Source organism: Sphingomonas aracearum (assembly GCF_003345355.1).
GTDB classification, from domain to species: Bacteria; Pseudomonadota; Alphaproteobacteria; order Sphingomonadales; family Sphingomonadaceae; genus Sphingomonas; species Sphingomonas aracearum.
Genome location: NZ_QQNB01000002.1, coordinates 663080 through 687315 on the forward strand (window position 1 = coordinate 663080; position 24236 = coordinate 687315).

Sequence of the window (24236 nt, forward strand, 5' to 3'; positions counted from 1 at the left end):
CCCGCCAATGACCTACTGCGAACTCCAGGCTTCCAGCCACTTCTGCTTCCTGCGCGGCGTGTCGTCGTGCGAGGAGCTGTTCGCCACCGCGGCCGAGATGGGCATGCCGGCAATGGGCATCACCGATCGCAACTCGGTCGCCGGTGTCGTGCGCGCGCTCTACGCCAGCGAGGAGATCAAGAAGGACAAGGGGCTCGACATCCGCCTTGTCGCCGGCTGCCGGCTCGATCTCGTCACCGGCGCTTCCCTGCTCGTCTGGCCGGAAGACCTTGCCGCATGGAGCCGGCTCACCCGGCTGCTGACGCTGGGCAACAACCGCGCCGATGCGCAAGCCGGGGAAAAGGGGCAGTGCTTTCTCCACTGGGAGGATGTGGACGCCTATGCCGAGGGCCTGGTCGGCGCGCTGGTGCCCGGGGCCGATGGCGCGCACGAGGCGGAACTGCGCTGGATGGCCGACATCTTCGGACCGGCCCGCGGCCATGTCTGCCTCACCCATCGCCGCCGTCCCGACGATGCCCGGCGGCTGCACCTTACCGAGCGCGCGGCGGCGCGTTTCGGCCTTTCCCCGCTCGCCACCGGCGACGTGCTCTATCACCACCCCGACCGTCGCCTGCTGCAGGACGTGGTCACCGCCATCCGGAGCAAGCGCACGGTGGACGAGCTGGGCCTCGCCCGCGAACGCTCCGCCGACCGCTGCCTCCAGCCGCCGGAGGAGATGGCGCGCCGCTTCGCCCGCCACCCCCGGGCCCTCGCCGCCGTCGAGGCGATCGTGGAGCGCTGCACCTTCTCCCTGCGCGAGCTGCGCTACCAATATCCGGAAGAGGTCGTCATCAGCGGCAAGTCGCCCCAGGCCGCGCTCGACACGCTCGCGCGCACCGCGCTTGGCAAGCTGTTCGAGGGCGAGCCGTTCAACGGCGTGCCGGACCAGCGCTATCTCGACCTGCTCGACCATGAACTCGGCCTCGTCGCGCAGATGGAATACGCGCCCTATTTCCTGACGGTGAACTCCATCGTCAGCTATGCGCGCAGCCAGGACATTCTGTGCCAGGGCCGCGGATCGGCGGCGAACTCGATGATCTGCTACGTGCTGGGCATCACCTCGATCGACCCGATCGAGCACAAGTTGCTGTTCGAGCGCTTCATCTCGCCCGATCGCCGCGAGCCGCCGGATATCGACATCGATTTTGAGCATGAACGCCGCGAGGACGTGATCCAGTGGATCTACCGCACCTATGGCCGTGAGCATGCGGCCCTGACCGCGGTGGTCAGCCGCTTTCGCGCGCGCGGCGCGGTGCGCGAGGTCGGCAAGGCGCTGGGCCTGCCGGAGGACATGACGGCGGCGCTCGCCGGCCAGGTCTGGGGCTGGTCGGAGGAAGGCGTCGCCGACCGGCACGTCGATGCGCTGAACCTCGATCGCGGCGATCCGCGCCTGTCGCTCACGCTGGAGCTGGCGCGCGAGCTGATCGGCACGCCGCGTCACCTGTCGCAGCATCCCGGCGGTTTCGTACTCACCCGCGAGCCGCTGCACGATCTCGTGCCCGTCCAGCCCGCCGCCATGGAAAGCCGCTGGGTGGTGGAATGGGAGAAAGAGGATATCGAGGAGCTCGGCCTGATGAAGGTCGACATCCTCGGTCTGGGCATGCTCGGCTGCATGCGCCGCGCGTTCGAGCTGCTGGCGGAGCACAAGGGAGTGCGCCTCACCCTGGCCTCGCCCGAACTGCAGACGGACGACCCGGCGACCTTTGCCATGATCCAGAAGGCCGACACTTTGGGCGTGTTCCAGATCGAAAGCCGCGCGCAGATGGCGATGCTGCCGCGCATGCTGCCCACCGAGTTCTACGATCTCGCCATCCAGGTCGCGATCGTGCGCCCCGGCCCGATCCAGGGCGACATGGTCCACCCCTATCTCAAGCGCCGCGACCAGCTCCGGCGCAATCCGGATACCAGGTTCGACTATCCCAGCCCCAAGCTGGAGGAAGTGCTGGGCAAGACCTTGGGCGTGCCCCTGTTCCAGGAACAAGCAATGCGGGTCGCGATTGAAGGCGCCGGCTTCTCCCCCGCGCGCGCCGACGGGCTGCGCAAGGCGATGGCAACATTCAAGTACACACAGGGCGTCGGCCAGTTCAAAGAGGAGCTGATGAGCGGCATGGCGAAGAACGGGATCGATCCCGAGTTCGCCGAGAAGCTGGTCAAGCAGATCGAGGGGTTCGGCTCCTACGGCTTTCCCGAAAGCCATGCGGCCAGCTTCGCCAAGATCGCCTACGCCTCGTCCTGGATGAAGTGCCACCATCCGGACATATTCTGCGCCGCGCTCCTCAACGCGCAGCCGATGGGCTTCTACGCCCCCGCGCAGATCGTCCGCGACGCCCGCGAGCACGGGGTGGAGATCCGCCCGGTCTGCGTCCTCGACAGCGACTGGGACACGCGGCTGGTTGACAGCAAGCGCGAGCAGTTCCCCGGCGAAGGCCGGGGTCCAGTCCTCCAAAGAAATCCGCGCGGCAGCGCGGAGCACGCTGCCGCGTGCGACACCCTTGGGGCTGGACCCCGGCCTTCGCCGGGGAACAGAAAAGGCGGTAGCAACACCCTCCCCCTGCGCCTCGGCCTCGGCATCGTCCACGGCGTCTCCACCATCCACGCCGCCCGCATCCTCGCCGCCCGTGCGCAGGCGCCGTTCCGCTCTGTCGAAGACCTGTGGCGCCGCTCCGGCGTGCCGCTCGCCACGCTGGAAAAGCTCGCCAAGGCCGATGCCTTTGCCGGCATGGGGCTGGACCGGCGCCAGGCCTTGTGGGCGATCCGCGGGCTGGGCGAAACGCCGCTGCCGCTACTTGCGGGCATCGAGCGCCGCGAGGAGCCGGTCAGCCTCGTTCCCCTCACCGCCGGGCGCGAGGTGGTGGAGGATTACCGCGCCACGCAGCTCACCTTGCGCGAGCATCCGCTGTTCTTCCTGCGCGAGGAACTGACCGGCCGCGGCATCCGGCGCTGCGCCGACCTCCGGCGGATCAAGGACGGGCGCCGCGTGGAGGTCGCCGGCATCATCCTCGTCCGCCAGAAGCCCGGCAGCGCCAAGGGCGTGCTGTTCATCACGATCGAGGACGAGACCGGCGTCGCCAACATCATCCTGTGGCCCGACCGGTTCGAGGCGCAGCGCACGGTGGTCATGTCCTCGGCGATGATCTCGGTGACGGGCGTGGTGCAGCGCGAGGGCGAGGTGATCCACGTCATCGCCGCGCGCATCCACGACCAGACCGCCCTGCTGCGCGCCGTCGGCGACATCGACCTGCCGCGCATGACGAGCCCCGCCGATGGCGCCACCGGCGGCGGCTCCCCCGACAGCCGCGATCCGCAAAGAGCCCAGCCCGTATGGAAGCCCCGCAGCCTCTATCATCCCCCCTTCCGCACCGGCTGCGACCCGGAGGACGTGATCCCGATCAAGAGCCACGACTTCCACTGAGGCTGGTTGAGCAGCAAGGAGTTCTCACGCGAAGACGCGCAGAAGGTTTGTTCACGCGGAGGCGCGGAGAGAGAGAGAGAGAGAGAGAGAGAGAGAGAGAGAGAGAGAGAGCAAGATCGACGCGCAAAGCGCGTCAGAAATGCGATGAGGCGGCCACCCGCTCACCCGACACGAAACCTCCTCCGCGCCTCCGCGCCTCCGCGTGAACCCTCTTCTACCCTTCTCTTCGCGTCTTCGCGTCTTCGCGAGAACCAATCCTCCCTGTTCCCCGGCGAAGGCCGGGGCCCAGCTGGGAAGGCCGGAGTGATAGCGCGCAAACCCCCAACCACCCGCCCCCAACTGGACCCCGGCCTCCGCCGGGGAACAGAAAGCTTGACAACACGAACCCATCTGGCTATACGCCGCAGCAGTTCAGAACCGCGGTAAGGGCCTGCGGCGGGGTTGGACGAAAGCAGCCGGTGGTGGTGCCGTCACAAGCACCATGCCCGGCGATCGACCGGCGCGGAGCCATCCGGGACTAAAGTCGGATGTCCGTTCATCAGGGTCGGGGAAGGTTTGAAGACGTCCGGAGGGCGAGCGGAACCGGTGACAGCGGTTCAACTCGATCTCCATGCCAGAGCCGGTGCGGCAGAGTACCGGGGGCGTCGCCGATACCCGGCAGACACAAGAAGTCTCGACGCTTCGTAGTTCAGCGAGTGTCTCAAAAGTCGTCGAGCCCCGGGTGCAAAACCGTGGCTAGGACGCGCCGGTCGATCCCTTTCCCTCGTGTTCACGGGCCGCGTACACGCGCGCCCGGCGTTTGCGCGTCCCCATCGATTTCCGCTTACGCCCACTGGCGGACGCCCTGGCGCTCTACCGCACCGTCGCCGGCAGCCGGCGGGTGAACGGCGCCCGCAACGCCGCGCGGGCCCTGGCGCACCCCTATCTGGCGGAGCTCGCGGCCGAACCCGCCTGACGAGCCACCGGCGCCGCCGCCCGCAGCTGCGCCGCCAGCGCGCGCGCGGCGGCGACGTAGCCCGGCCCGCCGCATACCGTCCACGCCTGGGCAAGCCGTAGCCGGGGGATGCCGGCCAGGATCGGGTGCTGCAGCATCTCCGTTCCCTGATCCACCACCCGCTCCGCGCCGGTCTCCACGATCAGGAAGTCGGGCCGCGCCCGCGCCATTTCCTCCAGGCTCATCCGCGCGAGCGACGGCTTGCCGAGCCGGGTGGCGAGATTGACCAGGCCCACCCGCCCCATCAGCTCGTCGATCAGCGTGCCCGTGCCCGTCAGATAGCCGCGCCGCTGGTAATAGGCGGCGACCCGCCCCCTCCCGACGCCGCGCGGCACGCGGGCAAGCGCGGCGGCCATCCGCGCGATCAGCGCCTCGCCGCGTTCCGGATGGCCCACCGCCACCGCCACCTCGCGCACCTGTGCGGTGATCGCCGCGAAGCTCTCCGCCGGCGCCAGGTCCAGCGTGGCGATCGAGCGACCGCGCAATTGCGCCATCGTCTCGCGCCGCTTGCCCGGCGAGGCAAGGATCAGGTCCGGGCGCAGCGCCAGCACGTCCTCCGCCGATCCCCGGATCGTGCGCAGCCCGCGCGCCTGCCGTGCGCCCCAGGACATGTCGGGATCGGTCGCGAGCTGCGTCAGCGCGGCGATCTGCCCACGATCCGCCAGCGCCAGCAGATAGCCGTCGGCGCACAGGTTCAGCGACACGATGCGCTGCGGCCGCACCGCAGCCGGCGCCGCGCCGAGCAGCAGGCACAGAAAGGGAAGCACGAACAGCCGGCGCATATCGGCGCTTTGCCTTTTGCGCGTCCTTTCCGCTAGGGGCCGCACACCCTGCCATCGCCAAGCGAGATTGCTCCCCCGTGACCGCCCGTTGGCTCTGGCCCTCGCTGCTGCTCCTGGCCCTCCTCGCCGCGCTGCTGGGCGTGGGGATCGGCAGCACCGTGATCTCGCTTCCTCGCGCCTGGGCGGCGCTGGCCGGGCATGGCGACCCGATCGAGCGCGCGATCCTGGTCGAGCTGCGCCTGCCACGCGCGGTCCTGGGGCTGGCGGTCGGCGCGATGCTGGGCGTCGGCGGCGCGGCGCTGCAAGGATACCTGCGCAACCCGCTGGCCGAGCCCGCGGTGCTCGGCGTGTCGAACGGCGCGGCGCTGGGCGCGGTGCTGGCGCTGTATTTCGGGCTGGCCGACGCCTCGTTCCTCCTGCTACCGGCGCTCGCCATTGCCGGCGCGGTGGTCACGCTCCTGCTGCTGTTCGCGCTGGCGGGGCGCGGCGAAAGCCCGCTGACGTTGATCCTTGCCGGCATCGCCGTGTCCACGCTGGCCGGCGCGGGGATCAGCCTGGCGCTCAACATGGCCCCCAATCCCTTTGCCGCGATGGAGATCATGACCTGGCTTCTCGGCAGCCTGGAGGATCGCTCGTTCCGTCACGTGGCTCTGGCGCTGCCCTGCATCGCGGCCGGCCTGCTGCTGCTCGCCGGCCAGGGCCGCGCGCTGGATGCGCTGACCTTGGGCGAGGACGGCGCGGCGGCCTTGGGCGTGAACCTGCGGCGCACGCGGTTGCGCCTGCTGCTCGGCATCGCGATCGGCGTCGGCGGGGCGGTGGCGGTGTCCGGCGCGATCGGGTTCGTCGGGCTGATCGTGCCGCACCTGCTGCGCCCGTTCACCGATCGCAGCCCTTCCGCGCTGCTCTGGCCCAGCGCGCTGGCGGGGGCGGCGCTGCTCACGCTGGCCGACGTTGCAGTGCGGGTGATCCCGTCCACCAACGAGCTGAAGCTGGGGGTCGTCACCGCCTTTCTCGGCGTGCCGGTGTTCCTCGTCCACCTCCTGCGGGAGCGGCGCCTGTGGTGAAGGTGGAGGCGCGCGAGCTGTCGGTCGCGCTTGGCCGGCGCGAGGTCGTCCGCGGCGTCTCGTTCGCCGCCGGGCGCGGGCTGGTTGGCGTGCTCGGCCCCAACGGCGCGGGCAAGTCGACGCTGGTGCGCGCGCTGCTCGGGCTGGTGCCGCATGCCGGCGAGGTGCGGCTCGACGAAACGCCGATCGCCCGCCTGACCCGCGCCGAGATCGCGCGGCGCGTCGCCTATCTGCCGCAAGGCCAGACCCTGCACTGGCCGCTGACGGTGGAGCGGCTGGTCGCGCTCGGCCGCCTGCCCCATCTCGCGCCCTTCTCGCGGCTGGACGAGGCGGACCGCACCGCCATCGAACACGCCATGGCGCGTACCGAAGTCACCGCGCTGCGCCATCGCACCGCCACCGAGCTGTCCGGCGGCGAGCGCGCGCGCGTGCTGCTGGCGCGCGCGCTGGCGGTGGAGGCTCCCGCGCTGATCGCCGACGAGCCGCTGTCCAGCCTCGATCCCGCGCACGCGCTGCACGGCATGGAGCTGCTCCGCGCAGAAGCGGATGCGGGCCGGCTGGTGCTCGCCGTGCTCCACGACCTGACGCTCGCGGCGCGCTTCTGCGACCGGCTGCTGGTGCTGCACGACGGCGCGCTGGTCGCCGACGGCGCGCCCGGCGACGTGCTGTCCGCCGAGCTGCTCGCCCGCGTCTATGGCGTGCGCGCGTTCATCGCCGACGATCCGCCCTTGCGCGTGCCGCTTGCCCGCATCGTTGACGGCGCGAACGCCGCCACGTAAGGGCCGGCCCGCGACGGGTTCCCCGCAAGGGGATCAAAAGGGAACGGGGTTCAAGACCCCGGCTGCCCCTGCAACTGTGAGCGGCGAGCCACCGTGCCACATGCCATTGGGATTTCGGTCCTGAGAAGGCGGCACGATTACGGCATTGACCCGCAAGCCAGGAGACCTGCCCGACGCAGTCGTCCTTCGACCGGCCAGGGTGCGCCGGACGGACGGGGTGAAAACCCGCGAGACGACAAGAGCCTGGCCTCGGCGCGACAAGCGTGCCGGGGCGTGTTTGTCGTTGGGGATTTGTTCGATGAGGAAGTTTGTTCTGTTCGCGGGCGCCGCCGTGCTCGCTCCCGTGCCCGCCTTGGCGCAGCAGGCGCCCGCGCCGAATGCCGCCGCCGCGCCCGTTGCCACCGAAAACGGCGGCACCAACGCCGCGGAGCCCGGCACGATCGTGGTCACCGCCAATCGCGGCCCCGTCTCGATCGACCGCGTCGCGGCGTCGATCACCGTGCTCGACAAGGACGCGATCGACCGCGCCGGCGACCTGTCGGTCGCCGATCTCCTGATCCGCACGCCGGGCGTCAGCCTGTCGCGCAACGGCGGCTACGGCACCGCCACCAGCTTGCGCATCCGCGGTGCGGAAAGCGACCAGACGGTGGTCGTGATCGACGGCGTGAAGCTGAACGATCCGTCCTCCACCGGCGGCGGCTACAATTTCGCCAACTTGCTGACCGGCGATGCCAGCCGCATCGAGGTGCTGCGCGGGCCGCAATCCACCTTGTGGGGCAGCCAGGCGATCGGCGGCGTGGTCAACATCGTCACGCCGCTGCCCACCGACACGCTGGAAGCCAGCATGGACGTGGAGGCCGGCAGCCGCGACACCGTCAGCGGTCGCGCGGCGCTGGGCGGCCGCACCGGCCCGCTCGCCTGGCGGGTGGCGGCGCAGACCTTCACCACCGACGGCATCTCCGCCATCGCGCCGGAGTTCGGCGGGCGTGAACGCGACGGCTATCGCAACCAGTCCGTCACCGGCCGCGCGCTGCTGACGCTGACCGAAGGCGTGTCCGCCGACGTTCGCGGTTACTATTCGGATGGCCGGGTGGAGATCGACGGCTTCTCCGGCGACAGCGCCGAGTTCTCGAAGAACCGCGAGTTCGTCGGCTATGCCGGCCTCAACGTGGACCTGTTCGGCGGCCGTTTCCGCAACCGTTTCGGCTATGGCTATACCGACACCGATCGCGACAACTACAATCCCACGCTGGCGCGCCAGAAGACGTTCGATGCCGCCGGCAAGAACCACCGCCTGGAATATCAGGGCAGCGTCGCCATCCTCCCCGGCGTGGACGCCACGTTCGGTGCCGAGAACGAGGTCAGCCGCTTTCGCAGCGTCTCGCCGCCGTCCAGCCTGTCCGTGCCCATCCCTGCGGCGTCGCGCGGCCGGGCGGAGATCACCAGCTTCTACGGCCAGCTGAACGCCACGGTGATCGAGGGCCTGACGCTGACCGGCGGCGTGCGCAACGACGACCATAACCGCTATGGCAGCAAGACCTTGTTCTCCGGCGGCGGCGTCTACACGGCACCCTGGGGCACCGTGATCCGCGCCAGCTATTCGGAAGGCTTCAAGGCGCCCACCCTGTACCAGCTCTATTCCGAATACGGGAACGGCGCGCTGAACCCGGAAGAGGCGACCGGATGGGAAGCCGGCGCGGAGCAGCGCTTCCTGAACGGTCGCGTGGCCCTGGGCGCCACTTATTTCGAGCGGCGCTCCACCAACCTCATCACCTATGTCGGCTGCTCCACCACCTCGACCACCCCGCTCTGCTTCGTGCCGGGCAGCACCAGCGCGCGCCGCTTCGGCTATTACAGCAATGTCGCCCGCGCCTTCGCCAACGGCATCGAGGCGTCCGGCCGCGTGTCGCTGGCCGAGGGGCTGTCGGTGGACGGCAATTACAGCTGGGTCGCCTCGGAGGACCGCTCCGCCGGCGCGGCCACCTATGGCCTGCAGCTTGCCCGCCGCCCGCGCCACAGCTGGAATGCCGGGGTGAACTATGCCCTGCCGAACGGCGGGCCGTCGCTTGGCGCGGCGGTGCGCTGGGCCGGCGAGAGCTTCGACGATGCGGCCAACACCACCCGGCTCGATCCGTACACTCTGGTCGATCTGCGCGCGGAGCTGCCGATCTCGCCGGAGGTCCGCTTCTTCGTTCGCGCGGAAAACGTGTTCGATGAGGAGTATCAGACGGTTTACCGTTATGGCACGCTCGGCCGCAGCATCTATGCCGGCTTCCGCGGCCGCTTCTGAGGAGAAAAGGCATGACCCGGAACGCCCTTCCGTCCAGCCGCCGCGCCTCGGCGCTCTGGGTTGTCCTGCTCACCCTTGCCAGCGCGGGAACGACCTTGGTGCTCGCCTGCGCCACGCCGTTCGCCGCGCTGGCGGCGCTGGCCGCCACGCGGATGCGCACGCGTGACGGCTTTGCGCTGATCGCGCTCGCGTGGCTCGCCAGCCAGCTGATCGGCTTCTGCGTGCTCGATTACCCGCGCGATCCGCTCACCTTCACCTGGGGCGCGGCGATGCTGACGGCGGCGCTGGCGGCGGTGGCGGCGGCGCGCTGGGGCGCGCGTGCCAACCCCTCGCCGCTCGTCTCGCTGGCGACCGCGTTCGGCACCGGCTTTGTCGCGTACAAGGCGGCCCTGGTCGCCTGGTCGCTGGTGCTGGGCGGCGTGCATACCGCGCTGTCGCCTTATTGGGCGCTGCGACAGTTCGGCCGCGAGGCGCTGATCCTCGCCGGGCTGATGCTCGCTTATCAGGCGCTCGTGCGGCTCGGCGTGCCCGCGCCGCGCCGCACCTCCGCGCCAACCGCCGCCTGAAATGGCGCTGCGTCCGGCCGCTTCGGGCGCGGCGGTGATCGCCTGCAACACCTGCCGCTTCTCGGCCGAGGCGCGCGACGATGGCGAGGGCCGGCGCGGCGGCGCACGGCTGGCCGAAGCGCTGCGGCAGGTGCAGGCGTCCGACCCGGCCTTTGCCGGCATCGCCGTGGACGAGATGCCCTGCCTGTTCGCCTGCACCGACCATTGCACCGTGCATCTGCGCGCGCCCGGCAGGGTCGGCTACGTCCTCGGCCGCTTCGCTCCCGAAGAAGCGAGCGCGCGTGCGATCCTCGACTTCGCACGGGCCTATGCCGGAAGCGAATGGGGACAGGTGCCCTATCGCGATTGGCCGGAGGGCGTGAAGGGACACTTCCTCACCCGCACGCCGCCCGCGGACTTCGTGGTCGAATGATCCGCTTCTCCTCGCCCGGAGACGTCGCCGGCGCGCTGGCGACGCTGCCTCCGCCGGACGAAGCCGCGCGCGCCGCCGCCGCCGCTCGCCAGGCGCAACTCACCAAGCCGCCCGGCTCGCTCGGCCGGCTGGAGGAGATCGCGGTCTTTCTCGCCGGCTGGCAGGGCACGGCGCGTCCCAGGATCGAGCGCGGGTGCGCGGTGGTGTTCGCCGGCAATCACGGCGTGGTCGCGCAGGGCGTCAGCGCCTTTCCCGCCGGCGTCACCGCGCAGATGGTGGCGAACTTCGCGGCCGGCGGCGCGGCGATCAACGCGCTGGCGCAAGCGGCCGGCCTGACGCTGGCGGTCGTGCCGCTGGACCTCGACACGCCCACGGCCGACTTCACGCTCGCTCCGGCGATGACGGAGGCGGAGTGCCTCGCCGCCATGAACGCGGGCGCCGCCGCAATCGGGGACGCCGATCTGCTGGTGCTCGGCGAGATGGGCATCGGCAACTCGACGGCGGCGGCGGCGCTTGCCGCAGCGAGCTTCGGCGGCGACGGCGCCGACTGGGCCGGGCGCGGCACGGGCGTGGACGATGCCGGGCTGGCGCGCAAGGCGCAGGCCGTGACGGCGGCCCTCGCGCTGCACCGCCATCATCTCGACACCGCGTTCGAGATCCTGCGCCGCCTGGGTGGCCGGGAGATCGCCGCCATCGCCGGCGCGGTGATCGCCGCCCGTCACGCGCGGGTGCCGGTGGTGCTGGACGGCTTCATCTGCACCTCCGCCCTCGCGCCGCTGGCCCGCTTCGCGCCCGCGATCGCCGCGCATTGCCTGGCCGGCCATTGTTCGGCGGAGAGCGGCCATGTTCGGCTGCTCGACCGGCTCGGGCTGGCGCCGCTGCTGCGGCTGGAGCTGCGGCTGGGCGAGGGCAGCGGGGCGGCGCTTGCCGTGCAGGTGATCCGCGCCGCGCTGGCCGCGCACAATCGCATGGCGACCTTTGCCGAGGCGGGCGTTTCCGCCGCATGAAGCGGCTGCTGATCGCGCTGGCCTTTCTCACCCGCCTGCCGGTGCCGCGCGTTTCCGGCGGTGCAGGGGATTTCGCCGCCGCGGTGCGGCTTTATCCGCTGGCAGGGCTCGCCATCGGCGCGCTCGTCGCGATCATGGGCTGGGGCCTCGGGCGCGTGGACCCATGGCTGGGTGCGCTGGCGGCGTCCGCGACATGGGTGTGGGCGACGGGCGCGCTGCACCTCGACGGGCTGGCCGACCTCGCCGATGGCCTGGGCGCCGCGCATGGCGACCGCACGCGCCTGCTGGCGGTGATGCGCGACCCGCATGTCGGCAGCTTCGGCGTCGTCGCGCTGGTGCTTCAGCTCGCCGCCAAGCTGGTGCTGCTCCACCTCCTCCTGCCGATGCACTGGCCGGCGCTGCTGGCGATCCCCGCGGCCGCCCGCCTCGGCCCGCTCGCCTGGGCGCGCTGGCTGCCGCCGCTCCGCCCGGAGGGGCTGGGGGCGAGCATCGCAGGCGCGGCGCGGCGGCGCGACCTGATCGGCTGGAGCGCCGTGCTGGCGGGCGCCAGCGTGCTGCTGCCCCCGCTCCTGTGCGCGTTCGGGCTGGTGCCCGCGCTGACGCTGTGGTTTCGCCGCAAGCTGGGCGGGATGACCGGCGACGTGCACGGTGCCGGCATCGAACTGGTGGAAACCGGCCTGCTGCTCGCCTTTGCGCTTCAGGCCGCCTGAGCGATCCGCAGCAGCGCGTCCAGATCGAGGCAGCGTTCCAGCTCGCCGGCGATCTCGTCCAGGGCCGCATCCACGTCCGCGGCATGATTCGGCCCCTGCGCTGCCACGCCGATCCGCGCCAGCCACGCCGCGCGCTGCGCCGCATCGCCCAGCAGCCCGTGCACATAGCTGCCCGCCACCAGCCCGTCCGCCCGCATCGCGCCCTCGGCCCGGCCATCCGCCAGCCGCCCGACCGGCCGTGCCGCATCGGGTCCGACCGTCTCGCCGAGATGGATCTCGTAGCCCGTGAACGGCGCGCCCAGCGCCCAGCCGGTCACCTGCCGCAACGTCTTGGTGCCGCCCAGCACCGACTCCACGTCGAGCAGCCCCAGCCCCGCCACGGTGCGCGCCGGCCCTTCCAGCCCCAGCGGGTCGGCAACGCGGCGCCCGAGCATCTGATAGCCCCCGCACAGGCCCAGCACCGGCCGGCCCCGCCGCACATGCGCGGCGATGTCGATGTCCCATCCCTCCCGCCGCATCGCGTCGAGATCGGCGCACGTCGCCTTGGAGCCCGCCAGCACGATCAGCGCCGCGTCGGGGATCGGGCGTCCGGGCGGCACCATCACCAGCTCGACGCCGGGCTCCAGCCGCAAGGGATCGAGGTCGTCGAAATTGGCAATGTGCGGCGTGACCGGACACGCGATCACCACCCTGCCCGCTCCGGCCCTCGCGGGTGCCTGCAACACCACGGCGTCCTCGCTCGGCAGGCGGCGCGCGGCGGCAAGCCAGGGTACGATGCCGAGCCCCTGCCACCCGGTGCGCGCCTCCACGAACGTCATCCCGTCGGCGAACAGCGCGGGATCGCCGCGGAACTTGTTGACCAGAAAGCCGCGGATCATCGCCGCATCCTCGGCCGCGATCACGGCGTGCGTGCCGACGAGCGCGGCGATCACCCCGCCGCGGTCGATGTCGCCGGCCAGCACCACCGGCACGTTCGCCGCGCGTGCGAAACCCATGTTGGCGATGTCGCCCGCGCGCAGGTTCACCTCCGCCGGCGAGCCCGCGCCCTCGACCATGACGAGGTCCGCCTCCGCCGCGAGGCGCCGGTAACTCTCCACCACCTCGCCGAGCAGCCCCTCCCGGCCCTCGCGCCAGCGCGCCGCCTCCAGCCGGCCGCGCACCTGCCCGCGCACGATCAGCTGCGACGTGCGGTCGCCCTGCGGCTTCAGCAGGACCGGGTTCATGTCGACGCTCGGCGCCACGCGGCAGGCGAGCGCCTGGGTCGCCTGCGCCCGGCCGATCTCGCCGCCCTCGGCGGTGACGGCGGCGTTGTTGCTCATGTTCTGCGGCTTGAACGGGCGCACCGCCAGGCCGCGATTGGCAAAGGCGCGGCACAGGCCGGCAACCAGCACCGACTTGCCCACGTCGGAGCCGGTGCCCTGGATCATCACCGCAGCCATGCAAACGCCCCCGCCGCCAGCCAGAGCAGCACACAGGCCCGCAGATAGATCGCCAGCGCCCGCCGCAGGTCCGTCGGCATGGCCGCACGCCCGCCCTCCCCGATCCACGACTTCTCCTGCACCGCGCCGTCATAGGCGACCGGCCCGGCCAGCGCGACGCCCAAAGCGCCGGCCATCGCCGCCTCCGGCCAGCCGGCATTGGGCGAGGCATGGCGGGCGTGGTCACGCCGCAACACGCGCCAGCCACCCCCGCCCGCCACGCACAGCAGCACGCCCGACAGCCGCGCCGGCACCCAGTTCGCCGCGTCGTCGATCCGTGCCGCGGCCCAGCCGAACGCGCGCCAGCGGGGCTCGCGATGGCCGATCAGGCTGTTGGCAGTGTTGATCGCCTTGTACGCCCAAACGCCCGGCAGGCCGGCGACGAGCAGCCAGAACAACGGCGCGACGACGCCGTCGCAGAAGCTCTCCGCCAGGCTCTCGATCGCGGCGCGCGACACGCCGCCCTCGTCCAGCGCATCCGTGTCCCGCCCGACGATCCGCCCCACCGCGGCACGCGCGGCCGGCAGGTCGCCGCCCTGCAAGGCCACGGCGACGGCGCGGACATGGTCGAACAGGCTGCGCTGCGCCAGCGCCGGCCAGGCGAGCACCACCACCGCGATCCACGCCCACCGCCCGAGAAGCAGCACCGCGAGCGCCTGCACCCCGACACAGATGGCGACCGTTCCGGCGACCAGCAGCGCCATCAGCAGCACGCCCGCGCCCCGCCGCCGGCCCTCCGCCGCATCCGGTCGGTTCCAGCGCCGTTCCGCCACGCCTATCAGCCACGCCGCGCCGCCCACCGGATGGCCGATCCGCACGTACAGCGCCCCCGGCCAGCCGATCGCTGCATCCATCGCCAGCGCGGCCAGCGCGACCGGCTCACCCACCCGCCAACGCCTTGTCCAACCGATCGAAGGCGGCTCCGTCTGCCGGCAGGCCGAAGCGCAGCCAGCTCGGCCGATCCTCGAACGGGCGCGTCAGGATGCCGCGGCGGGACAGCCGCTCGAACACGGCGCCCGCATCCCGATGGTCGACCAGCCGGAACAGCGGACACGCGCCTTGCGCCTCCAGCCCATGGCGGCGCAGCAACGCATCCAGCCGCCCCGCCTGCTCCCTCAACGACGCGCGGGTGTCGGCGATCCACGAGCCATCGGCATAAGCGGCCGTCCCCCAGGCGATCGCCTGTGCGCTCACCGGCCAGTCGCCCAGATATGCCCGAAAGCGTGCCAGCACGGCAGGAGGCGCGATGACGAAGCCGAGGCGCAAGCCGGCCAGGCCGAAGAACTTGCCAAAGGAGCGGAGCACGATGACGGGATCGTCGGGCGTCAGAGGCGCGGCGATGCCCGCTCCCTCGTGCACATCTGCGAAGGCTTCATCGACCACCAGCCAGCCCTCGCGTCCGCGCTGCTGCTCCACCAGCGCCAGCAGCGCGTCCGGCCGATGGAGGCGTCCGTCCGGATTGTTCGGGTTGGCCAGCAGGAGCGTGCGCGGCTCGCCGCTGCCGCGGGCCACGTCGCGGTGGGTGCGATAGCCCGGGCCGACCGACCCGATCGGCTCCGGCAGGCCGATCGCGGGCAGCAGGCGCAGGGCGATCTCGCTTCCCGGCACCGCCGCCACCCGCTCCGCCGCCACGCCGAAATGCGCCGCCGCTGCGGCCTCCAGCGCCAGCAGCGCGCCGGCGTCCGGGAGCGGCCCGAGATCGTGTGGGATGGGCGCGGCCGGCTGCCAAGGCTTCGGGTTGATGCCGGTGGACAGGTCGATCCACGGGCCCGGCGCGTCCGGCCAGGCGGCGCGCGCGGCATCGAGCCGCCCGCCATGGCGGAGGAAATGGTGCGATTCCGCTTGCCTCATCGCCGCCGCCATCGCCATTCCGACCGGACACGGCAAGTCGGAAGGGCGCTGGAGTGGAAGCACGCACGATCCTGGTGCTGGGCGGCGCGCGCTCGGGCAAGAGCCGCCATGCGCAAGCGTTGGCCGAACAGGGCGGCGGCGAGCTCGTGTTCGTCGCCACCGCCCAGGCCTATGACGACGAGATGCGCGACCGGATCGCCCGCCACCGCGCCGACCGCGACCGGCGCTGGCGCACGACGGAGGCACCGATCGACCTGCCGCAGGCGATCGCGCGAGAGGGGGCGGCGGGCCGCGTGCTGCTGGTCGATTGCCTCACCCTGTGGCTGTCCAACCTGCTGCTCGCCGACGCCGATCTGGAGGCCGCGGGCGAGGCGCTGGCGGCGGCGGTGCAGGCGTCGCCCGCGCGCGTGCTGCTCGTCGCCAACGAAGTCGGCTTCGGCATCGTGCCGGACAATGCGCTCGCCCGCGCGTTTCGCGACGCGGCGGGATTGCTCAACCAGCGGATGGCGGCGGTGTGCGACGCGGTGGACCTCGTCGTCGCGGGGCTGCCGCTCAGGCTCAAGGGACCGGGAGGATGACGGTGCGGACGGACGAGGAACATGCCGCGCAGATGGCGCGCAAGAAGGCGGTGCAGGACCGCATCGTGGCCGAGCGGAACGTCGAGAAAGGCTTGCTGATCGTCCACACCGGCAAGGGCAAGGGCAAGACCACCGCCGCGCTCGGCATGGTGGTGCGCGCGGCCGGGCACGGCATGAAAGTGGGCGTGGTGCAGTTCGTGAAGGGCGCGATGAGCACGGGCGAGGCGGCGATCCTTGCGAACCTGCCCGGCGTCGAGTTCAGGACCATGGGCGAAGGCTTCACCTGGGATACGCAGGACCGCACGCGCGACACGCAGGTTGCGCGAACCGCCTGGGAGGAGGTGCGCCGGATGGTCGCCGATCCTTCCTATGCCATGGTGGTCGCGGACGAGCTCAACATCGTGCTGCGCTACGGCTACCTGCCGGTGGAAGAAGTGCTGCAAGCGTTCGCCGCGCGCCCGCCGATGACGCACGTGGTGGTCACCGGCCGCAATGCGCCGGACGCGCTGATCGAGGCGGCCGATCTCGCCACCGAGATGCGCGAGCTGAAACACCCCTTCCGCGAACAAGGCGTGAAGGCGCAGGCCGGCGTAGAGTTCTGACAAAGAAACGGCGCCTCTCCGACAGGGAGAGACGCCGCCAGGTGCAAGCGAGGGGTAGCCGGTGAGCGCGGCTAGGCTCGCAAGTCGCTTAGAACTTGAAGTTCGCGCCGAAGCGGAAGGTGCGGCCCACGGCCCCGATCTGGTGATAGGTCGGGTTGTAGTTCACGCCCGCATAGTTGCCCGCGTTGAGCGGCGCATGCGCGTCCAGCAGGTTGACCACGTTGAAGTAGAACCGCATCCGGTCGGTCACGTCCACGCTGCCGACCAGGTCGACGTCGATGAAGTCGTTGACCTTGCAGTTGAAGTTGGGATCGGAGCCCTGATACGTGCTGCTGGTCAGGCAGTCGGTGCCGCCGAACTGGTCCTCGGCCACCGCCTTGAACCCCTTGGTGTAATAGGCAGTCGCGGTCAGCGAGTAGGGGCCGGCCTCGATCGTGTTCTGCCAGTTGCCGCGCCATTCCGGCGTGCCCGCACCCGAGGAGGTGACGTAGGGCGCCTGCGTGCCCACGAACTCCTGATACGGGCTGTCGGCGCTCGGCTTGAACTTGTAGCTGATGATGTAGGTCGCTTCCGCACGGCTGGTGAACTTCACCCCGTCCGTCGGCTTCACCTGCACCTGCGCCGAGAAGTCCAGGCCCTGCGTACGCAGCGCCGCGGCGTTGGCGAACGGCCCGTTGATGAACAGCACGCGTTGCGGCGCATCCGGGAAGGCCGGATCGATCGCGTCCAGCGTCACCGTGTACCCGGTCGGCAGCGGCTCGCCCGCATAATGGGCGTCCAGCGCCTGGCCGAGCAGCGGGGCCGAGGAGATCACGTCCGTCTTGCGGATGTTGTAGTAATCCGCCGTGAAGCTCAGCCAGCGCGTCGGCTGGGCGACGATGCCGCCGGTGAAGCTGGTGGACTTCTCCGGCTTGATGTTCGGATCGCCCCGCGTCGTGTTACCGAAGCCATAGGTCTGGTTGTACGAGCTGCCGCCCGAGCAGGTGCCGTCGCCATTGTCGGTCGCGCCATGCTGGACCTGGATCGAGCAGGGCGGACGGCCGCTGGTGAAGCCCGTCACCGAGCCACCGAGCTCCGCAAAGCTCGGCGCGCGGAAGCCCTTGGAGAAGGTGCCGCGGAAGGCCACTTCCTTGATCGGCGTGAACTTCGCGCCGATCTTGGGCGAGAAGCGGCTGAACCCGTCCGAATAATGGTCGTAGCGACCCGAACCGTTGATCTCCAGCGAGTTGAGCACCGGCGCGTTGATCTCGAAATAGCCCGAGGTCACGTAGCGGTGGCCGACCGCGCTGAACTGGTTGAGGTTCAGCGTCTGCGCGTTGGCGTTCTGGTTGGGATCGTTGACCGCTTCATAGCGGTACGATCCGCCCACGCCCACCTGCAGCGCGCCGCCCGGCAGCTGGAACAGGTCCTTGGTCACCACCGCCTGGATCATGTCCAGATCGCTGGTCGCCTGCGTGGTGACGCGCGGCGACAGGGCGCTGCGCACCGCATCGGTGTTCTGGCTGGGATCGACGAAGTTGTAGCTGCCGGTGTTGATCGCGCCGATCAGCGCCGGCAGGTTGATGTACCCGTCCTGCTGGATCGTCAGCCACGACTTGGCGGCGGTTGCGTCCACCGAGTAGGTGAAGCCGTCGCCGAACTTGCCCGAAATGCCCGCCGTGCTGCGCAGCACGCGGTTCTTGTATTCCGAACGCGACGCGATGTCGCCGAACAGGTAGCGGATCGCCGCCGCCTGGCCGGTGCCCGCGAACGGGTTGTTCGGGTTCAGCTGCCCGTTGCTGAGCAGAGCCGGCAGCACGATCGACAGCGTGTTCACCGGATTGGCCGAGCGCACGCCGTTGGGCGTGCCGGTGGCGATCACCTGGTTCTGGAAATAGGAGATCGAGGCATAGGCCTGCGTGTCCTCGCCCAGATTGCCGGTGACGTGGACGACGCCGCCGAAGCGGGTCTGCTCCGGCTGGAGCTGGCCGTAATCGCGCACGGTGTTCTGCTCGCAGCCGACGCCCTGTGCGCCGGTGACGGTGATCTGGCCCGTCTGGCAGCCGTTCGGGTTCAGGATGCGCCACGGGCCGCTGGTGAGGCCGGTGCCCGACAGCGGGTTGCCGACGATCGTCTGGCCGCTGGGCGCGACGATCGCGCTGGTGGTGGTGCCGGGCACCACGGAGCCGGGATTGTTGTTGTCGCCGCCGATGCTCGACAGGTCGTTGGTGTTGTACGGAAAGCCGCGGTTCCGATTGTAGATCGCGTCGTCATGCTGGTACTCGCCGCTGACATAGACGTTCCAGCCCTGCTCGTTGAGCTTGCCATGGCCGACCGTCAGCGTCGCGCGTTGCGAGCCGCCGTCGCCGCGCTCCGTGGTGCCGCCTTCCAGCGTGCCCTCGATGCCGGTGATTTCCTTCTTGGTGATGATGTTCACCACGCCGGCGATCGCGTCCGCGCCGTAGCTGGAGGACGCGCCGTCCTTCAGCACTTCCACGCGGTCGATGGTGGCGTTGGGGATCGTGTTGAGGTCGACGAACGAGCGCTGGCCGTCATCGGCGAGCGGGTAATAGGCCGTGCGCACGCCGTCGATCAGCGTCAGCGTGGAGTTCACGGACAGGCCGCGCAGCGACACGGCCGAGGAGCCCGCGCCGAAGCCGTTGGAGAAGGCGGTCGGGATCGAGCCGGAGCTGTCGGCGGAGATCGAGCGCACCGCGTCCGAGGCGTTGTTGATGCCGGCGCGCGCCAGGTTCTCGGCGCTCAGCACGGTCACCGGCGAGGGCGTCTCGGTGTCGGTGCGGCGGAAGATGGAGCCGGTGACGACGATGTCGCCGCCGCCGCTCTGCGCGCCGCTGTCGGCGGTCTCGGTGCCGGCCTCCTGGGGCGTGTCCGGGGTCGCGGCCGGCGGGCTCTGCACGTTCGAGTCGGCGGGCGGGACGGTGGGCGTCACCTGCGCGCCGTTGCCCGGGGTCGCGACCTGGGCGTTGGCCGGAAGGGTTCCTGCGAAAGCGAGGATGGGAAGTGCGGCACCACGCAGCAGGATGCTGCGGCGGGCGCGGTTCAGGCTTATCATTCTTCTGCGACCTTCTCTGCTTGACGAAACCGCACGCCGCGAGGCGTCCGGGCCCTGACTCGTCCAGCACGGCGCCCCCGGATCCCCCCTGTCGGGATCCCCGCGCCGAAATGTCGGCGCGCTGATTGCGACCGCCGCCGGGGCGAGTAAAGGGCGCCCGGGCGGTTCAGGTCCAACTTTTGCCCGATTGTTGCAAATAGGTCACGAGGCATGACCCGTCCGCGGGCCGCTCAATAAGGCGGCGCCTGTCGCGTGCGTTGCGTGCGCGCCGCGTCGGTCCACCAGGCAAGATCGTCCGCAAAGCGCGGAAATGCGCGCACGAGTGCCCCGCCGCCATCGCCGCTCGGCTCGCCCGCCGCGTCGAACGCATGGCCGATCCCGCCCACGGCCAGCGAGCTCGACACCACCACCATGCCCATCTCGGACAGGATGCCGTGCCAGGCGAGCCCGGCCCGCGCTCCGGCGAAACGGCCGGCCGAATAGCTGGCGATCGCCGCCGGTCGCCAGAACCACTCCTCCAGGAAGTGGTCGGTCAGGTTCTTGAGGCCGGGCTGGACGCCCCAGTTATATTCGCCGGCCACGAACACGAAGGCGTCCGCCGCCTTGATCCGCTCGGCCAGGTCGGCAAGCGCCGGCGGGGCCTCTCCGGGTGCATATTCCTTGTACATCCGGTCCAGCATCGGCATGTCCAGCGCCTTGGCATCGACCAGTTCGGCCGCCGCCCCGCGCGCGGCGAAGGCGCGCACCAGCCACTGCGCCAGCCGGATGCCCTGCCGGTCCGATCGGTAGGAGCCGTAGAAGATCAGGATTCTGTCGGCCATGTGTCATTCCTTTCGTTGGTGCCTGCGCCTGCCGGGCCGGCAGGGCGATCCCGCTGCTACAGACCCTCGCCGGCCACCCAGTGCGCGTTGGACAGTCGGCGGGCGAGATCCCAGCTCTGGCGCCGGATGTCCGGCACGGCCACGATCTCCCAAAAGGCGCCGCGGGTCATCGGCCCCAGCGCGAAGAGCCGCTCGCCGGCCGCTCCGCCGGCGCCCACCACCGCGCAGCCGGGATCGACGTCGAGGCCGAGATGCTCCGCATCGGGCCGGATCGCGCCCCGCGCCAGCAACGCTTGCAGCAGCGGCTCCTCCGTGCGGGTCAGGTCGCCCTGCGGCCCGGTGCAGTTGACGATGCGCTGCACGACCAGCCGTTCGGGACGGTCCGTGCCACGCGGGCGCCATTGCACGGCGATGCCCTGCTCCACTTCGGCAAAGGCCATCGTCTTGCCCGCCACCGTGACGAGCCTGCCTTCCGCGCGCAGCGCCGCCAGCCGTTCCGCCACGGCGGGGGCGATGCGGTGGCGGTGCACGTCCCACCAGGGCCGCAGGTGGCGCAGGAAACGCTGCCGCTCCGGCCGGGACGCATTGGCCCATATGCCTTGGGTGAACGGGCGGAGTTCGTCCACCGCCTGTCGCCAGCAGATCTCCCCTGCCCGCTCCCGCACGATGCGCACCAGCGCCGAAGGGGTCGCAACCGGCCGGGTGTCGAGCGGCTGATCGGGCGCGCGCGCCGCCTTGTGCCGACGGGGCAGCAGGCCGCGCCGCGAAAGCGCCACCATGCGTCCGCGGAAACCGCGCGCGTCCAGCGTCAGCGCCACGTCCACCATGGTGAGGCCGGTGCCGATCAGAAGCACCGTATCCCCGGCGCCGAGGCCATCGGCAAGGTCGGTCGCCCAGGGATTGCTGCGGTAGCGGTCCGGCGACAGCTGCGCAGGATCGAGGCCGGGAGGCGCATGCGGCGGCAGGTTCCCGGCGGCAAGCACCGCGGCGTCCGCCGCCAGCACGCGCCCGTCGGCAAGGCGGATGCGGACGTCCTCGCCCGTCTCCACATCCACCGCCTCGCCGGCCACGATGGCGAGCCGCTCGCCCGCCGTCGCCCGCGCCGCATCGAGCAGCGATTGCAGATATTCGCCGAAGACCAGCCGGGGCACGAACCCGCCCGCCGCGTCCGCCATGCCGCGCGCCCCCAGCCAGCGCACGAAGTGGTCCGGCTCGTCCGGAAACGCGCTCATGTTGCCCGCCCGCACGTTGAGGAGGTGGCTGGGATCGGCCGCGCCATAGGCGATCCCCCTGCCCGCCACCGCGCCCCGTTCGATCAGGGTGGCGCGCGGCCCGTCGTGCCGCAACAGGTTGATCGCCTGCAACGTGCCGGAAAAGCCCGCGCCGATGATGGCCACATGTCGGATCAACGTCTGTTCTCCCCGGGGAGCTGCCACCTATCAGCCGGCGCGCCCCCGCTTCAACCCGGGCTTCGAACGGGTCAAGTTTTTCTCCCACTTACCTGATAGGGTTTCGTGCATTCTCCCGTTGGGGCGCCGCGCCGGGGGTCGGCGCCGGCACCGAAGGGAGTGTGCGCATGAGGAAGATCGTGCTCGTTTCGCTGGCCGCCGCCGCCATCGCGCTGGGCGCATGCTCCGGTTCGGAACAGGGCAACACCGCCAGCACCAGCGAGCTGTCGCGGAACGAAGAGGTCCCCGCGGACGAGAACCTTTCGGCGGTGGACGAAGCCACGATCGGCAACAACAGCGCGGATGCGGCGCTGCCCGGCGCGGCGAACAGCTCCGGCAGCGCCTTCTGACCTTTTCACAGGTGCCTTTCGAGACGCGTCCTGGTTAGCTCCCTGGGCGTATCCTGCGGTCTGGCCCTCGGGCCGGACCGCCTTTTCTTGGGAGAGGCCGGGCATGAGCGAACTGCCGTCTTCCGGCATCGAGGCCGCCTTCCGCGGCGCCCCGGCGGCGCGCAGCGTGGACGGCATCCTGATCTGCTGTCCCGGCGCGATCGCCAGCCTGCATCACCGGAGGGTACTCCCCTCCCGACGCAGTGAGGATGCCGCTCAGCCCTCGGGCTCGCCGGCGAGATATTCCTCGTCGCTCACCTTCTCCATCCAGGTCACGGGCGAGCCATCGACGGACTCCTGGATCGCGATGTGGGCCATGGCCGCATGCGGCGTCGCGCCGTGCCAGTGGCGGCGGTCCGCCGGGCACCACAATATGTCGCCCGCTTGGAATTCCAGCTTCGGTCCGTGCTCCACCTGGGTCCAGCCCACGCCTTCGGTGACGATCAGCGTCTGTCCGGCCGGGTGGCTGTGCCATGCCGTGCGCGCGCCCGGCGCGAAATGCACGATGGCGCCGCCAACGCGCGACGGGTCGGGACGCTGGAACTGGCCGGTGATGGTGACCGTGCCGGTGAAATAGTCGGCGGGGCCGTCGACGGTCTTCTGGTCATGCTTGCGGTTGATTTCCATGGCGGTGCTCCTTTGCAGTGCGGGTTCGGGAAGGGCGAGCAGGGCAAGTGCCGGAAGGAACGGGATCATCGAGCGGCCCCCTCGGTGGGCTTGCCGGCCAGCCGCGCATCCAGTCCGGCGAGCAGCGCGGCGAACAGGAGCAACGCGGCACTGGCGACAAAGGTGGCGCGGTAGCCGCCGGCATCGAACAGCAATCCACCCCCGGCCGCGCCCAGCGTGATCGCGAGCTGGATCACGGCCACCAGCAGCCCGCCCCCGGCCTCCGCGTCCCCCGGAAAGCGGCGCGCGACCCACGTCCACCACGCGACCGGCGCCCCCGTGCCGATCGCGCCCCACAGCGCCAGCAGAACGGCGCTAGCTACGGCCTGCGAGCCGGCGGCGGTCAGCGCCAGCGCGATGGCGGCAAGCCCCAGGGGCGCCAGCATCAACGTGCCCGCCATGCTTCGCGCCACGAGCCGCCCGGCCGCCCAGCTGCCAAGCAGGCCACCCAACCCCATCAGCAGCAGAACGACCGACAAGGCGGGCACGGACAGTCCCGTCACGCCCTCCAGGAACGGGCGCACATAGGTGAACAGCGCGAACTGCCCGGCGAACAGCAACCCTGCCGCCGCCACGCCGATGCGCGCGCCGGGGCGGCGCAGCAGCCCCAGCGCGCCGCCGCCCGCCTCCCGCTCCGCGGGCATGGCCGGCAGGACCAGCCACTGCCAGGCGAACGTCACGGCGGCGAGCGGCACCACCACGAAGAAAGCGCCGCGCCAGCCGACGAACTGGCCGAGAAAGCTGCCGAGCGGCGCCGCGATCGTGGTCGCCACCGCGTTGCCGCCGTTGAGCAGCGCCAGCGCGCGCGGCACCTCCGCCTCCGGCACCAGCCGCATCACGGTGGCGGCGGACATCGACCAGAAGCCGCCCACCACGACGCCGATCAGCGCGCGGCCGGCCATGAACGTCAACTCGTTCGGCGCGAACGCGACCAAGAGGCCCGACGCCAGCATGGCGAGGGTGAGCCCGAGCAGGAGGCGGCGCCGGTCCATGCCCCGGGTCAGCGGCGCGAGCGACAGGCTGGTCAGCACCGCGAACAGGCCGGAGATCGCGATGGCCTGGCCGGCGGCGCCTTCACTCAGGTGCAGGTCGGCCGCGATCGGCGTCAGGATGCTCACCGGCATGAACTCGGACGCGATCAGCGTGGAAACGCACAAGGTCAGCGCGAAAACGGCGCTCCAGCCCGGGCGGGGCCGGCCCGAAGCCGTCGGCGGCCGGACCGCCAGTGATTGTGCCACGTATCGGCTCCCCTGGATTGCTCATGATCGACCGGGCCGATCTAGGCTTCTCCCGGGG

Annotated in this window: 20 protein-coding genes and 1 riboswitch; of the genes, 11 read left to right on the top strand and 9 right to left on the bottom strand. The window is 71.0% G+C overall.

Annotated elements, in window-relative coordinates; all coding sequences use genetic code 11:
* The first annotated feature begins 7 nt into the window (after window positions 1-7).
* Window positions 8-3451 carry an error-prone DNA polymerase gene (locus DVW87_RS10475; RefSeq protein ID WP_114687707.1) on the top strand — a complete coding sequence of 1148 codons (3444 nt, stop codon included), beginning with the start codon at window positions 8-10 and terminating at the stop codon, window positions 3449-3451.
* A gap of 921 nt (window positions 3452-4372) precedes the next feature.
* Here DVW87_RS10475 and DVW87_RS10480 read toward each other — a convergent pair.
* On the bottom strand, window positions 4373-5227 hold the full coding sequence (locus tag DVW87_RS10480; protein WP_114687708.1) for an ABC transporter substrate-binding protein: 855 nt from the start codon (window positions 5225-5227) through the stop codon (window positions 4373-4375).
* Window positions 5228-5304: 77 nt separating this feature from the next.
* On the opposite strand from DVW87_RS10480, the gene DVW87_RS10485 reads away from it, so the two are divergent.
* From DVW87_RS10485 to cobS, 7 genes are all read left to right on the top strand, one after another.
* Window positions 5305-6291 (top strand): FecCD family ABC transporter permease, encoded by a 987-nt coding sequence (locus tag DVW87_RS10485; RefSeq protein ID WP_114687709.1) that lies wholly within the window; start codon window positions 5305-5307, stop codon window positions 6289-6291.
* Entirely contained in the window at window positions 6285-7070 is a 786-nt protein-coding gene (locus tag DVW87_RS10490) for an ABC transporter ATP-binding protein (protein ID WP_114687710.1), read from the top strand. Before DVW87_RS10485 ends, DVW87_RS10490 begins: the two co-directional genes overlap by 7 nt.
* Window positions 7069-7258: riboswitch (cobalamin riboswitch) on the top strand. Its footprint overlaps the gene before it by 2 nt.
* Before the next feature lie 110 nt (window positions 7259-7368).
* Window positions 7369-9360 (top strand): TonB-dependent receptor plug domain-containing protein, encoded by a 1992-nt coding sequence (locus tag DVW87_RS10495; protein WP_114687711.1) that lies wholly within the window; start codon window positions 7369-7371, stop codon window positions 9358-9360.
* 11 nt (window positions 9361-9371) lie between these two features.
* The gene (locus tag DVW87_RS10500) at window positions 9372-9926 is read left to right on the top strand and encodes a hypothetical protein (RefSeq protein WP_114687712.1); all 555 of its coding nucleotides are present in this window, start codon (window positions 9372-9374) and stop codon (window positions 9924-9926) included.
* A 1-nt stretch (window position 9927) separates the two neighbouring features.
* Window positions 9928-10338: a DUF1636 domain-containing protein gene (locus DVW87_RS10505; RefSeq protein WP_114687713.1), complete on the top strand. Its 411-nt coding sequence runs from the start codon at window positions 9928-9930 to the stop codon at window positions 10336-10338.
* On the top strand, window positions 10335-11345 hold the full coding sequence (gene cobT, locus DVW87_RS10510; protein WP_114687714.1) for a nicotinate-nucleotide--dimethylbenzimidazole phosphoribosyltransferase: 1011 nt from the start codon (window positions 10335-10337) through the stop codon (window positions 11343-11345). The genes DVW87_RS10505 and cobT overlap by 4 nt, the downstream gene beginning before the upstream one ends.
* On the top strand, window positions 11342-12055 hold the full coding sequence (gene cobS / locus DVW87_RS10515) for an adenosylcobinamide-GDP ribazoletransferase (protein ID WP_114687715.1): 714 nt from the start codon (window positions 11342-11344) through the stop codon (window positions 12053-12055). Before cobT ends, cobS begins: the two co-directional genes overlap by 4 nt.
* On the opposite strand, the gene DVW87_RS10520 is transcribed toward cobS, so the two are convergent.
* From DVW87_RS10520 to DVW87_RS10530, 3 genes are read right to left on the bottom strand one after another with little or no spacing between them, the layout of a single operon-like run.
* Window positions 12043-13494 carry a cobyric acid synthase gene (locus tag DVW87_RS10520; RefSeq protein ID WP_114687716.1) on the bottom strand — a complete coding sequence of 484 codons (1452 nt, stop codon included), beginning with the start codon at window positions 13492-13494 and terminating at the stop codon, window positions 12043-12045. The genes cobS and DVW87_RS10520 overlap by 13 nt on opposite strands.
* Window positions 13482-14420 carry an adenosylcobinamide-phosphate synthase CbiB gene (cbiB, locus tag DVW87_RS10525; RefSeq protein ID WP_114687717.1) on the bottom strand — a complete coding sequence of 313 codons (939 nt, stop codon included), beginning with the start codon at window positions 14418-14420 and terminating at the stop codon, window positions 13482-13484. Before cbiB ends, DVW87_RS10520 begins: the two co-directional genes overlap by 13 nt.
* A complete protein-coding gene (locus tag DVW87_RS10530; RefSeq protein ID WP_239017854.1) occupies window positions 14413-15384 on the bottom strand; it encodes a threonine-phosphate decarboxylase in 972 nt (323 codons plus the stop codon). Before DVW87_RS10530 ends, cbiB begins: the two co-directional genes overlap by 8 nt.
* Before the next feature lie 53 nt (window positions 15385-15437).
* Here DVW87_RS10530 and cobU point away from each other — a divergent pair, with 53 nt between their 5' ends.
* Together cobU and cobO are read left to right on the top strand one after the other, a co-directional pair.
* On the top strand, window positions 15438-15962 hold the full coding sequence (gene cobU / locus DVW87_RS10535; protein ID WP_239017855.1) for a bifunctional adenosylcobinamide kinase/adenosylcobinamide-phosphate guanylyltransferase: 525 nt from the start codon (window positions 15438-15440) through the stop codon (window positions 15960-15962).
* Window positions 15959-16564: a cob(I)yrinic acid a,c-diamide adenosyltransferase gene (gene cobO / locus DVW87_RS10540; protein WP_114687719.1), complete on the top strand. Its 606-nt coding sequence runs from the start codon at window positions 15959-15961 to the stop codon at window positions 16562-16564. Before cobU ends, cobO begins: the two co-directional genes overlap by 4 nt.
* A gap of 88 nt (window positions 16565-16652) precedes the next feature.
* Here cobO and DVW87_RS10545 read toward each other — a convergent pair whose 3' ends face one another.
* From DVW87_RS10545 to DVW87_RS10555, 3 genes are all read right to left on the bottom strand, one after another.
* A complete protein-coding gene (locus DVW87_RS10545) occupies window positions 16653-19616 on the bottom strand; it encodes a TonB-dependent receptor plug domain-containing protein (RefSeq protein ID WP_114687720.1) in 2964 nt (987 codons plus the stop codon).
* A 230-nt stretch (window positions 19617-19846) separates the two neighbouring features.
* Complete coding sequence (locus DVW87_RS10550) at window positions 19847-20437, bottom strand: NADPH-dependent FMN reductase (RefSeq protein ID WP_114687721.1); 591 nt, start codon at window positions 20435-20437, stop codon at window positions 19847-19849.
* Window positions 20438-20493: 56 nt separating this feature from the next.
* Window positions 20494-21846: an FAD/NAD(P)-binding protein gene (locus DVW87_RS10555; protein WP_114687722.1), complete on the bottom strand. Its 1353-nt coding sequence runs from the start codon at window positions 21844-21846 to the stop codon at window positions 20494-20496.
* A gap of 167 nt (window positions 21847-22013) precedes the next feature.
* Here DVW87_RS10555 and DVW87_RS10560 point away from each other — a divergent pair, with 167 nt between their 5' ends.
* Complete coding sequence (locus tag DVW87_RS10560; protein ID WP_114687723.1) at window positions 22014-22235, top strand: hypothetical protein; 222 nt, start codon at window positions 22014-22016, stop codon at window positions 22233-22235.
* Between the two features lie 255 nt (window positions 22236-22490).
* Here the strand turns inward: DVW87_RS10560 and DVW87_RS10570 are convergent, their stop codons facing one another.
* Window positions 22491-22970, bottom strand: coding sequence for a (R)-mandelonitrile lyase (locus DVW87_RS10570; protein ID WP_239017856.1), 480 nt, complete (start codon window positions 22968-22970; stop codon window positions 22491-22493).
* Complete coding sequence (locus DVW87_RS10575; protein WP_239017857.1) at window positions 22967-24178, bottom strand: MFS transporter; 1212 nt, start codon at window positions 24176-24178, stop codon at window positions 22967-22969. Before DVW87_RS10575 ends, DVW87_RS10570 begins: the two co-directional genes overlap by 4 nt.
* Between the last annotated feature and the right edge of the window lie 58 nt (window positions 24179-24236).

Excerpts from the sequence above, each read along its gene's own strand:
- cobT (WP_114687714.1), top strand. The coding sequence starts at position 10,335 with ATGATCCGCTTCTCCTCGCCCGGAGACGTCGCCGGCGCGCTGGCGACG.
- DVW87_RS10570 (WP_239017856.1), bottom strand. The coding sequence starts at position 22,970 with ATGATCCCGTTCCTTCCGGCACTTGCCCTGCTCGCCCTTCCCGAACCC.
- cobS (WP_114687715.1), top strand. The coding sequence starts at position 11,342 with ATGAAGCGGCTGCTGATCGCGCTGGCCTTTCTCACCCGCCTGCCGGTG.
- DVW87_RS10505 (WP_114687713.1), top strand. The coding sequence starts at position 9,928 with ATGGCGCTGCGTCCGGCCGCTTCGGGCGCGGCGGTGATCGCCTGCAAC.
- DVW87_RS10560 (WP_114687723.1), top strand. The coding sequence starts at position 22,014 with ATGAGGAAGATCGTGCTCGTTTCGCTGGCCGCCGCCGCCATCGCGCTG.
- DVW87_RS10480 (WP_114687708.1), bottom strand. The coding sequence starts at position 5,227 with ATGCGCCGGCTGTTCGTGCTTCCCTTTCTGTGCCTGCTGCTCGGCGCG.
- DVW87_RS10520 (WP_114687716.1), bottom strand. The coding sequence starts at position 13,494 with ATGGCTGCGGTGATGATCCAGGGCACCGGCTCCGACGTGGGCAAGTCG.
- DVW87_RS10475 (WP_114687707.1), top strand. The coding sequence starts at position 8 with ATGACCTACTGCGAACTCCAGGCTTCCAGCCACTTCTGCTTCCTGCGC.
- DVW87_RS10550 (WP_114687721.1), bottom strand. The coding sequence starts at position 20,437 with ATGGCCGACAGAATCCTGATCTTCTACGGCTCCTACCGATCGGACCGG.
- DVW87_RS10495 (WP_114687711.1), top strand. The coding sequence starts at position 7,369 with ATGAGGAAGTTTGTTCTGTTCGCGGGCGCCGCCGTGCTCGCTCCCGTG.
- DVW87_RS10530 (WP_239017854.1), bottom strand. The coding sequence starts at position 15,384 with ATGAGGCAAGCGGAATCGCACCATTTCCTCCGCCATGGCGGGCGGCTC.
- cobO (WP_114687719.1), top strand. The coding sequence starts at position 15,959 with ATGACGGTGCGGACGGACGAGGAACATGCCGCGCAGATGGCGCGCAAG.
- DVW87_RS10500 (WP_114687712.1), top strand. The coding sequence starts at position 9,372 with ATGACCCGGAACGCCCTTCCGTCCAGCCGCCGCGCCTCGGCGCTCTGG.
- DVW87_RS10545 (WP_114687720.1), bottom strand. The coding sequence starts at position 19,616 with ATGATAAGCCTGAACCGCGCCCGCCGCAGCATCCTGCTGCGTGGTGCC.